This is a genomic window from Streptomyces poriferorum (genome assembly GCF_019399235.1).
Lineage (GTDB): Bacteria > Actinomycetota > Actinomycetes > Streptomycetales > Streptomycetaceae > Streptomyces > Streptomyces poriferorum.
Window position 1 is genome coordinate 1 of the sequence record NZ_JAELVH010000072.1, and the last position, 10,924, is coordinate 10,924.

Here is a 10,924-nt window from a genome sequence, read left to right on the forward strand (position 1 = left end):
GCCGACCAGACTTCCCGGCACACCCTATGGAGATTTCTTATCGTTTTATTGATCAGCTGCCACTGTACCCGGGGTGTGCGGGGCTGAGACCGGTGATCGTCACCCTAAATGCCCGAAGGGCATCCGGCGCGTCAGCCGGATGCCCTTCGGGGCGGTGCGCTGCTTCTGGGGTCCCCAGGGCCCTTGGAGGGTCCGAGACAGGGCCCCTCAGGCTGGAAGCCAGGGCTCTCAGGCTGGAACCAGGGCCCCTTTGGACCGAAGGCCTCGGTCCCTTGGGGCCGGAAGCCGGATGCCTTGGAGCCGGAGGCCGGATGCCTTGGAGCCGGAGGCCGGGTCTCAGTCCTCGGAGGAGGACTGCGGCAGCTGGGTCTGGATGAGGTCCATGACCGAGGAGTCGGTCAGGGTGGTGACGTCTCCCAGGGCGCGGTTCTCTGCGACGTCGCGGAGGAGGCGTCGCATGATCTTGCCGGAGCGGGTCTTGGGGAGTTCGGCGACCGGCATGATGCGCTTGGGCTTGGCGATGGGGCCGAGGGTGGTGCCGACGTGGTTGCGGAGTTCCGCGACGAGGTCGTCGGAGGCGGTGGCGGTGCCGCGCAGGATGACGAACGCGACGATGGCCTGACCGGTCGTCTCGTCCGCGGCGCCGACGACGGCGGCCTCGGCGACCGACGGGTGTGACACGAGGGCGGATTCGACCTCGGTGGTCGAGATGTTGTGCCCGGATACGAGCATGACGTCGTCGACGCGGCCCAGCAGCCAGATGTCGCCGTCCTCGTCCTTCTTGGCGCCGTCGCCCGCGAAGTACTTGCCTTCGAAGCGCGACCAGTAGGTGTCGAGGAACCGCTGGTCGTCGCGCCAGATGGTGCGCAGCATGGAGGGCCACGGCTCGGTGAGCACGAGGTAGCCGCCTCCGCCGTCGGGGACCTCACGTGCTTCGTCGTCGACGACGGTGGCACTGATGCCGGGCAGGGCGCGCTGGGCGCTGCCGGGCTTGGTCTCGGTGACGCCGGGTAGCGGCGAGATCATCATCGCGCCGGTCTCGGTCTGCCACCAGGTGTCCACGATGGGGCACTTGTCGGCGCCGATGTGCTTGCGGTACCACATCCACGCCTCGGGGTTGATCGGCTCACCGACCGAGCCCAGGACCCGGAGACTGCTCAGGTCGAACTTGGCGGGGATCTCGTCTCCCCACTTCATGAACGTGCGGATCGCGGTCGGCGCGGTGTAGAGGATCGTGACGCCGTACTTCTGGACGATCTCCCAGAAGCGCCCCTGGTGCGGGGTGTCCGGCGTGCCCTCGTACATGACCTGCGTCGCACCGTTGGCCAGCGGCCCGTAGACGATGTAGGAGTGGCCGGTGACCCAGCCGATGTCGGCGGTGCACCAGTAGACATCGGTCTCGGGCTTGAGATCGAAGACCGCGTGGTGCGTGTAGGCGGCCTGCGTGAGGTAGCCGCCGGAGGTGTGCAGGATGCCCTTGGGCTTCCCGGTCGTGCCCGAGGTGTAGAGGATGAACAGCGGCTGCTCGGCCTCGAATGCCTCGGGGGTGTGCTCGGTCGACTGGCGCGCGGTGATCTCGTGCCACCAGACGTCGCGTCCCTCGGTCCACGCGGTGTCCTGGCCGGTGCGGCGGACGACGAGGACGTGCTCGACGCTCTCGATACGGGAGACGGCGTCGTCGACCGCGGGCTTGAGCGCGGAGGGCTTGCCGCGGCGGTAGCCGCCGTCGGAGGTGATGACGACCTTCGCGTCCGCGTCCTGGATGCGGGCGGCGATGGCGTCGGCGGAGAAGCCGCCGAAGACGACCGAGTGCGCGGCACCGATGCGGGCGCAGGCCAGCATCGCGACGGCGGCCTCGGGGATCATCGGCAGGTAGACGGCGACCCGGTCGCCCTTGCCGACACCGAGCTCGGTCAGCGCGTTCGCCGCGCGCGAGACCTCGTCCTTCAGCTCGGCGTAGGTGATGGCACGGCTGTCGCCGGGCTCGCCCTCGAAGTGGATGGCGACCCGGTCGCCGTTGCCCGCCTCGACGTGGCGGTCCACGCAGTTGTACGCGACGTTGAGCTCGCCGTCCGCGAACCACTTCGCGAAGGGCGGGTTGCTCCAGTCGAGCGTCTCGGTCGGCTCGGTGGCCCAGGTCAGGCGGCGGGCCTGCTCGGCCCAGAAGCCCAGCCGGTCCGCCTCGGCCTGCTCGTACGCCTCCGCGGTGACATTGGCGTTCGCGGCCAGATCGGCAGGCGGTGCGAACCGCCGCTCCTCACGAAGCAGATTGGCCAAGCTTTCGTTGCTCACGACATCTCCCAGTCCCAGGGTGTCCGTTGTGTCCCGGGGCCTAGCTCATCAGGCCAAGGGCCGGGTGACAAGTGCCTGCCGGGAATTGGTTTAGACCTGTGTCTTCGTGTATGGAGACATGATCCCGCTTCCGCGGCGGGGTGGTGATGCACGCAGTGCGTGGGTGGGGTGCTGTTGTGCGGAAGCGGGACCACAAGGTCTCACGGACCTGGGGGCCATGTGGTTCAGGCGCCCGTACGCGCCAACTCGGCCGGATCGGTGGACGCATGCGCAGGCGAGGGCGCAGACGGAGGCGAGGAGGAGGGCGAGGAGGAGGGCGAGGAGGAGGGTGATGGTGACGGGGACGGGGATGGATGGGACGGGCTGATCGGGTCGAAGACCTCGTCGAGTCCGTTGCCGGCACTCGCGCCCTCTGTCAGCAGATACGACTGTGCCTCGGCCACGTGGAAATACATGCCATGGAGCTGGAGGGTGCCTTCGTTGAGGCGGCGTGCCACGGACGGGTGGGCCCGTAGGTGGTCCAGCTGCTGGACGATGTTGGTGAGGCAGAGCTGCTCCACCGCGTCAGCGGGCATCCGGCCGGAGATCCGGGCCCAGGCCCGGTCGCGCGAGGCCATCCGCTCCAGGCTGGGGACTCCGTGCCGGAGCCAGCGCCAGAGAGCGGTCTCAGAACCTTCCGGCCTGGTGCTGAGCAGCGCGTTCATCGCACCGCAGCCGGAGTGCCCGCAGACGGTGATGGACTCGACCCCCAGCACGTCCACCGCGTACTCGATGGCCGCACCGACCGAGTGGTCGCCGGTCTCGGAGTCGGACGGTGGGACGAGATTGCCGATATTACGGACGGTGAACAGGTCACCGGGACCGCTTGCCGTGATCATGCTCGTGACGAGCCGGGAGTCCGCGCAGGTGATGAACAGCTGGGAGGGACGCTGCCCCTCCCGGGCCAGTCTCGCCAGCTCCTCGCGGACCAGCGGGGCCGTGTTGCGCTGGAACGAGCTGAGGCCACTGACCAGCCGTTGGCTGCCGGTCGGCAGCGTTCGTGCGGACCGGTGATCGGGTGCGAAATGGCCGGCGTGATCAGGCGAGGGGCGGGCGTCTCCCGCAGCGTGGCCGAGTGCTTCCGGGGCTAGGAGGGGACCGGGCCGCGCCTCGTCCGTGTCCGGTGCACAGAGATCCGGACCGGTGGCCGGCGGCGCGGCTTCTGGCGCGGCTCCCGGCGCGGCGGACGTGGGGTGGACGGAGCTGTCCTCGGCCTCAGCCATGTTCGTAGCCGTAGCCGTAGCCGTAGCCGTAGCCGTAGCCGTAGCCGTAGCCATAGCGGCAGCCGCAGCCGCCGGGGTCGGCATGCTCGGTTCCGTGCTCATACCGGGGTGTGCGCGGCTGCCTGTGGCGGCGACGGGCACGTGCTCGGGTCCGTCGTGGCAGTGGTGGTTGCGCCAAGGCGTCCAGGGGCGGCAGCAGGAGTGTGCCGCAGAGGCGGGCTCGGCGATTCTGCCCCCGGAGCGGCCGGTGAAGGCGACCCGGCCGCCGTGGGCGGCGTGGGCGTTGCTCCAGTCATGGAGTAGTTCGTACGCCGCGTGATCCATGAAGAAGCCGTCCAAATCGACGACCACATCGGCGTCCTGAGGGAGCTGGCCCAGTGCTCTGCTGAGTCGGGGCACAGCAAGGAACGTCAACTGTCCGCGCACCACCACCAGATGTTGTCCATCGTGCTCGGACGCGGTAATCCGTGTCCGAGCCAGCCGGTGCAGGGCGACGGCCACCGCCACGGCGATCCCGATCGCCACACCCTTGAGTACGCCGAAGAGCAGTACTCCAGTGATCGTCGCGCCGTACACCAGGAATTCCCGGTGCCTGTGGACGTTGCGGATGTGTGCGAAGTTCACCATCTGGATGCCGACCACCATCACGAGCGCACCGAGGGCGGCGAGCGGGATCCATTCCAGCGCGGTGACCAGGAAACCGGTGGCGAGCAGGACCCAGACGCCGTGCAGCACTGTGGAGGCGCGCCCGGTCGCTCCGGCCCGTACGTTCGCCGAACTGCGCACCGCGCCACCGGAGACCGCCAGGCCGCCGAGCAGACCGGAGATGGTGTTCGCGATGCCCTGGGCGCGGAGCTCGCGGTCGAGATCGGAGCGTTTGACCGGGGGTGCGGCTGCGGCAGGAGCCCCATCCGGGGCATCGGCTGCGGGTTCGCCGGTCCGGATGTGGTCGCTCCCGGCGGGGAGTTCGCCTGGCCGGATGTCGTCGCTACCGGCGACGGGCCCGGCCGACTGCTCGCGACTCCGGTCCGCAGCCAGCTTGTCCACCGCGACGGCTGCTAGCAGGGATTCCAGACTGGCCACCAGCATCATCGTGAATACGGCTGTGGCAAGGCCGAGCAACGGACCCTGAGGCATTTCCGGCAGGGCGTGCGAGCGCCAGGACGGCAGGTCGACCCTGGCGATCGAAGGGGCTGCGAGAGCGGCCACAGCAGTCGCCATGGCGACCGAGGCCAGCGCTGCCGGGATCCGCCGCATGTTCCGTCCGGCGCGTCCCGGAATCCGAGGCCAGAGCACCAGGACGGCGATGGTGAGCCCGCCGATCAACGGTGCTGCCGGGCCCGCACGTTCCAACTGGGCGGGCAGATGCAGGGCGTTGGAGACGGCCGAGCTCTGTGGCGAACCGCCGAGCACGATGTGCAGCTGGGCAAGGGCGATCGCCACACCGATGCCGGCGAGCGTCCCGTGGACGATGGCGGGGCTGACGGCCAGTGCGCTGCGCGCGGTCCGCAGCGAGCCCAGCACGATCTGGAGAAGACCTGCACCGATGGTGATCGCGCAGGTGGTGCGCCAGCCGTAGATCTGGATCAACTCGGCTGTCACCACGGTCAGTCCGGCGGATGGACCGGAGACCTGCAGAGGGGTTCCGCCGAGCAGGCCGGCGACGATGCCGCCGACTGCGGCGGAGATGAGGCCCGCTTCCAGAGGTGCGTCCATGGCGACGGCCAGGCCGAGCGACATGGGGATGGCCAGCAGGAAGACGGTGATCGATGCGGACAGGTCGGCGCCCGCGATGCGGAATCGTCCGCCGCGGCGCGGCGGTGGCGGGCTGTGCGGTCGCTTGACTCCCGAGGATCGGGGAGGGCGCGAACTGCGGGATGAGTGGTCATGACGAGTGGGGACGCAGGCAGACATGTTTCCCGTCTCCTCCGGGGCAGCGCGGTCGCGGAACGTGGGGACGCGGCCGTGGGTCACGGCGTGCAGCGGCGGGATATCTCAACTCTCGGTAAATAGATCGTAATGGAGAGTAAAGATGCGTGTCCAGGATTAAGGGCAAATGGGCCATTGAAGCACCCGTTCCAGTGAATAGGCAGCTTTTCATGCGGCCTGTCGCCCGAATTTGTGTGCAATGCGTGCGACTTTGACCGAGCCGTCTCGGCACGTCAGCGCAAGTTACCTGCAAGGAAGAGGGTGGGCGGATGATGGCCGCCGCGAAGAGGTTCGCCTTGGGTGTCATGGCCGTTGCGCTGGTAGCGGGAGTGGCGGGCTGCTCCGGGGCGGGCTCCGGCCCGAACAGCTCCGGGCCGGGTGCCGCGAACGGTGCCGCAGGTGCGAAGAAGAAGGCGGCCGAAGCGGCCCCCCGGAGTGCGGTCCGTGTCATCGGTGACGGGTCGACCGCCTTCACGGGGGCCCAGCCGAAACAGCCTGCCGTGCGTCGCCTCGCGCCCGGTCAGAAGCCGCCGCAGTTCGTGGTGTTCTCCTGGGACGGGGCCGGGGAGGACAGCCAGCGGCTCTTCTCGCACTTTCGCAAGGTGGGGAAGAAGTACCACGCGAGCATGACGTACTTCCTCAGCGGCGTGTACCTGCTGCCGGAGGCGAAGCGTGAGCTCTATGACCCGCCCAAGCACAACGCGGGCAGCTCCGACATCGGCTTCAACGACACCGAAGGCATCAGGGACACCCTGGCCCAGGTCCGCGGTGCCTGGCTGGACGGCAACGAGATCGGCACCCACTTCAACGGCCACTTCTGCGGCGAGGACGGTGGCGTAGGCACCTGGTCGGTGGACGAGTGGAAGAGCGAGATCCGGCAGGCCAAGTCGTTCGTGAAGGCCTGGAAGAGCAACGATCCGGACCTCAAGGGCGAGCAGTCGCTGCCCTTCGACTACGACAAGGAGCTGATCGGCGGCCGGACTCCCTGCCTTGAGGGGCAGAAGAACATGGTCGCGGCGGCGCGCTCGATGGGCTTCCGCTACGACTCCAGCGGAGTCAACGACCAGGTCTGGCCGAAGAAGAAGGAAGGCATCTGGGACCTCTCGATGCAGCTGGTCCCGGTGCCGGGGCGTGAGTTCGAAACCCTGTCGATGGACTACAACTTCATGTTCAACCAGTCCGGCACGACGCAGGGTGATCCGGACCAGCACGAGTACTGGGGCGATCAGATGCGCGACGGCCTGATCCAGGCCTTCGACCGCTCCTACGACGGGAACCGTGCCCCGCTGATCATCGGCAACCACTTCGAGTCCTGGAACGGTGGCACGTACATGCGCGCCATCGAGGAGACGATCGAGACGGTGTGTACCAAGGAGGGTGTGCGCTGCGTGTCCTTCAGACAGCTTGCCGACTGGCTGGACGCGCAGGACCCGGCCACGCTCGCCAAGCTCGGCACGCTGAAGGTCGGCAAGGCGCCGAAGACCGGCTGGGCGTCGTTCCTCGGTGAGGCTGCGAGCCCGGTCGAGGGCGAGGGGCAGGGGCAGGCCGAGGCGAAGGAGCCCCTCGGGTCTGCGGGGAAGCAGGCCGACCGCTAGACCGCCTACGGGGAGCCGGCCGCCATCGGACCGGCGGCGGGAGCCGTTCGACCGCCGGGCCCACCGGCGGGCCCGGCCCACAGCCGGGCCGGGCCCACCAGCGGCGGTGCGACGGTCGATCCGGCGGCGGTCCGCCGGTCGGCGCGAGGCCTGGGCCTGACCTGGAGGGGGCAGCTCCAGGACCCGTCCCAAGTGGTGTCAGCTTCAGGGCCCGCACCGAGTGCGGTCGCTTCAAGGAGAGTCTTGGGTGGTCCGCTCCAGGGGCGCCCGAGGGCTGTCTCTGCGGGCCGGGAAAGGGCAGGCCCTGGAGCGGCAGCCGGTCAGGCGGGCTGGGCGGCCTCGGCCCGCGCGAACCGCTCGTCGAGTACGAACGCGGGGTCGACCTGGGCCGCCAGGTCGGCCCCCGTCTTCTCGTTGCCCCAGCTCTCCGCGTTCCGCAGGTGGAAGTGGACCATCTGGCGCGTGTAGCGCTCCCAGTCGCGCTGCCCGTACGAGTCCTCCGCTGCGTTCTGCAAGGCCTGCAGGGCCATCCGGTTGTCCGCCTCCAGCAGCTCGAAGCGGGCAGGGCGGCCCTTCTCCATGGCTCGCACCCAGTCGGAATGGCCGACGGCGACCAGCAGATCCTCGCCGACCTCGGCGCGCAGGAACTCCAGGTCGTCCTGTCCCTGCACCTTGTTTCCGACCACCTTCAGCGCGACGCCGAAGTCCTGTGCGTACTCCTTGTACTGGCGGTAGACCGAGACGCCCTTGCGGGTCGGCTCGGCAACCAGGAACGTCATGTCGAAGCGGGTGAACATTCCGGAGGCGAAGGAGTCCGAACCGGCGGTCATGTCGACCACCACGTACTCCTCGGGGCCGTCGACGAGGTGGTTGAGGCAGAGCTCGACCGCACCGACCTTCGAGTGGTAGCAGGCCACCCCCAGGTCCGATTCGGTGAACGGCCCCGTGACCATCAGCCGGATGTCCCCGTCATCGAGCCCGACCGTGCGGGCACAGGCGTCGTAGACGGGGTTGTCCTCGCACACCCGAAGCAGTCGGGATCCCTCGCCCGGCGGCGTGGTCTTGATCATCGTCTCGGCGGAGGCGATGCGGGGATTGCTGCCCCGCAGGTACTCCTTGATCAGTGGCAGCTGGGCTCCCATGGCGGGCAGTGCCGCCGCTTCTTGTTCGTCGAGGCCGAGCGCGGCCCCGAGATGCTGGTTGATGTCGGCGTCCACCGCGACGACGTGAGCTTCATTGGCGGCAAGGTGGCGGATGAAGAGCGAGGACAGCGTGGTCTTGCCGCTGCCGCCCTTCCCTACGAAAGCGATCTTCATGTTCACCTAGGGTAGCGGCATGATTGCGGTCCGCTGTCGAAGTTCGTGAAGAACACCACTCCGGGCCGGTAGGTGTGCAAGGGGCGCGTAGCCTCGCTACTTATGAGTACGACTTCCTCGGACCCGCTCGCCGCCCTGGGCACCCTGCCAGGGGTGACCGATGCGGTGGACTCTGTACGCAAGGCTGTCGACCGGGTCTACGGGCACCGTGTCATGCGGCGTCGCAGCAACGAGGTGACCGCCGAGGCGGCCCTGCGGGGTGCCCGGGGTTCGGCGGCGCTCTCGGGCGCCGACTGGAACCTTGAGGAGGTGCGCCGCCGCACCGACTTCAGCGGTGACGGCGAGGCGCACGTGATCGGTGCGGCTCTGCGCCTGACGGCCGAAGCGGGCCAACTCCTTTCCATCTGGCGGCAGTCGCCTCTGCGGGTTCTCGCGCGACTTCACCTGGTGGCGGCGGGTGGTGCGACACCCGAGGACGCGGTCGGGCGGCCCAGGCTTGCGGACGAACCGGTGGATGAGCCTCTGATCGAGGCGCCCCTGCCGGGCGCCGGAGAGGTCGCGGGGCGACTCGAAGGGCTCAGTGGACTCATTCTTTCGGGGAGTGCGGCGCCCGCGCTGGTGACGGCCGCCGTCGTGCACGGCGAACTGCTGGCACTGCGACCCTTCGGCTCGTACAACGGTCTGGTCGCGCGGACAGCCGAGCGGATCGTGCTGATCGGGAGCGGGCTCGACCCGAAGTCGATCTGCCCGGCCGAGGTCGGTCATGCCGAGCAGGGCAGGGCCGCTTACGTCGCCGCCTTCGAGGGGTACCTGGCGGGCACGCCGGAAGGTATGGCCGCCTGGATCACGCACTGCGGGCGGTCCGTGGAACTGGGCGTCAGGGAATCGACTGCCGTATGCGAGGCGCTTCAACGGGGAGCCGCATAAGCGCAGTGCTGCGCGGGGGCGGCACGGGGTGGCGGCGCGGGATTTTGGTGGCGGCCGGCTCCTGCTGTGATGGCTGACAGGGCGGTGCCGGTCGCTTGGCGCCCCGGCACGCCGCACGCCTCGCCCGGTGCGGGGCGCTTGGCGTCCGGCGGCAAGGGGCGTCCGATGGCAAGGGACGTCCGGTGGCAAGGGTTGCGGCGGTACCGAATTCGGTACCGCCGCTGGCACGTCCGCCCAGTTACCAAGCGTCCTCGATATATGCCCATCAGGTCGGGTGCTTTGCCCGTTCCTGGTGCGGCTGGCCCGTAATCGACGGGTCGACGTCGCGTGGGTACCCGGCTTTCATGCGCGGTCCGTGGGGCCTTCTCTGCGTTACAGGTCATCCTCTCGGACGTCCTTGGTCTCGCGGGCCGTTGAGTCCTTTGTACTCCAGGGACCGGGTGGGCGGAAGTGCTGGCTCCACTTCTTTACTTTTAGGTTCAATTACGGACGAGTTTGTTCAAACGGGCAGACGCGTCGTCGTAGTGGCGCGACGCCGGGCGGTGTACCAGACGACCCCGGCTGTGAGGGCCGCTGCGCCCACCGCCGCAGCGGCGATCAGCGCCGGCCGTGGCGGCATCGACAGTGTGGGCAGGCGTTGCTTGAGCCGGACCGGGCGGTTGAAGACGAGAATCGGCCATTCCCTCAGGGTTGCCTCGCGCCGCAGTGCGCGGTCCGGGTTGACGGCGTGCGGGTGGCCGACGGATTCCAGCATGGGTACATCGGTGGCTGAGTCGCTGTATGCGTAGCAACGGGCGAGGTCGTAGCCCTCGGACACGGCGAGAGCCCTGATGGCCTCGGCCTTCGTCGGTCCGTACGCGTAGTACTCCACCTCGCCGGTGAAGCATCCGTCGTCGCCGACGACCATGCGGGTGGCGACGACGCGGTCGGCGCCCAGCAGCTCGCCGATCGGTTCCACCACCTCGGCCCCGGACGTCGACACGATGACCACATCGCGTCCGGCGGTGTGGTGTTCCTCGATGAGGGTCGCTGCTTCGTCGTAGATGATCGGGTCGATCAGGTCGTGCAGGGTCTCGGCGACAATTTCCTTCACCTGCTGCACGTTCCAGCCCTTGCAGAGCGATGAGAGATATTCACGCATCCGCTCCATCTGGTCGTGATCTGCACCCCCGGCGAGGAACACGAACTGTGCGTACGCAGTGCGCAGTACGGCGCGGCGGTTGATCAGTCCGCCTTGGTAGAAGGACTTGCTGAAGGTCAGCGTCGATGACTTCGCAATGACCGTCTTGTCCAGGTCGAAGAAGGCGGCTGTGCGCGGCAAGAAGCGGTTTTCCACAAGGCAGAGCATAGGGGCCCACCATTCGGCGTAAACTCCGGCGCTTGGGTTTGCCTGAGAAGGCTCTCGGGTACACCATGGAAGTCACGGATCGTTCGCGACCGTGCTAACCCGGTCCGACTCCTCCCCCCCCGAGTCGGCCGTGGGGACGACCCCCGCTCTCCCCCCCGGCGGGGGTCGTCGCATGTCCGGACGCGGTTCTGCCGCTCGGAATCACACACTTCTCCTCCTTTTCGGCCTACATGGCCTGCGCCTGTGGGCGACTCC

At 68.5% G+C, this 10,924-nt stretch carries 6 protein-coding genes; 2 read left to right on the forward strand and 4 right to left on the reverse strand.

Going from position 1 to position 10,924, the window contains the following annotated elements; all coding sequences use genetic code 11:
- Positions 1-336: 336 nt before the first annotated feature.
- Positions 337-2,304, reverse strand: coding sequence for an acetate--CoA ligase (gene acs, locus JGS39_RS15180; protein WP_219569586.1), 1,968 nt, complete (start codon positions 2,302-2,304; stop codon positions 337-339).
- Between the two features lie 212 nt (positions 2,305-2,516).
- Positions 2,517-5,468: a bifunctional SulP family inorganic anion transporter/carbonic anhydrase gene (locus JGS39_RS15185; protein WP_236065739.1), complete on the reverse strand. Its 2,952-nt coding sequence runs from the start codon at positions 5,466-5,468 to the stop codon at positions 2,517-2,519.
- A gap of 284 nt (positions 5,469-5,752) precedes the next feature.
- Here JGS39_RS15185 and JGS39_RS15190 point away from each other — a divergent pair, with 284 nt between their 5' ends.
- Complete coding sequence (locus JGS39_RS15190) at positions 5,753-7,078, forward strand: polysaccharide deacetylase family protein (protein WP_219569559.1); 1,326 nt, start codon at positions 5,753-5,755, stop codon at positions 7,076-7,078.
- A 320-nt stretch (positions 7,079-7,398) separates the two neighbouring features.
- Here the strand turns inward: JGS39_RS15190 and JGS39_RS15195 are convergent, their stop codons facing one another.
- Positions 7,399-8,394 carry an ATP-binding protein gene (locus JGS39_RS15195; RefSeq protein ID WP_219569561.1) on the reverse strand — a complete coding sequence of 332 codons (996 nt, stop codon included), beginning with the start codon at positions 8,392-8,394 and terminating at the stop codon, positions 7,399-7,401.
- A gap of 102 nt (positions 8,395-8,496) precedes the next feature.
- On the opposite strand from JGS39_RS15195, the gene JGS39_RS15200 reads away from it, so the two are divergent.
- Positions 8,497-9,321: a Fic family protein gene (locus JGS39_RS15200; protein WP_219569563.1), complete on the forward strand. Its 825-nt coding sequence runs from the start codon at positions 8,497-8,499 to the stop codon at positions 9,319-9,321.
- Between the two features lie 499 nt (positions 9,322-9,820).
- Here the strand turns inward: JGS39_RS15200 and JGS39_RS15205 are convergent, their stop codons facing one another.
- A complete protein-coding gene (locus JGS39_RS15205; protein ID WP_219569565.1) occupies positions 9,821-10,669 on the reverse strand; it encodes an HAD family hydrolase in 849 nt (282 codons plus the stop codon).
- Positions 10,670-10,924: the final 255 nt, after the last annotated feature.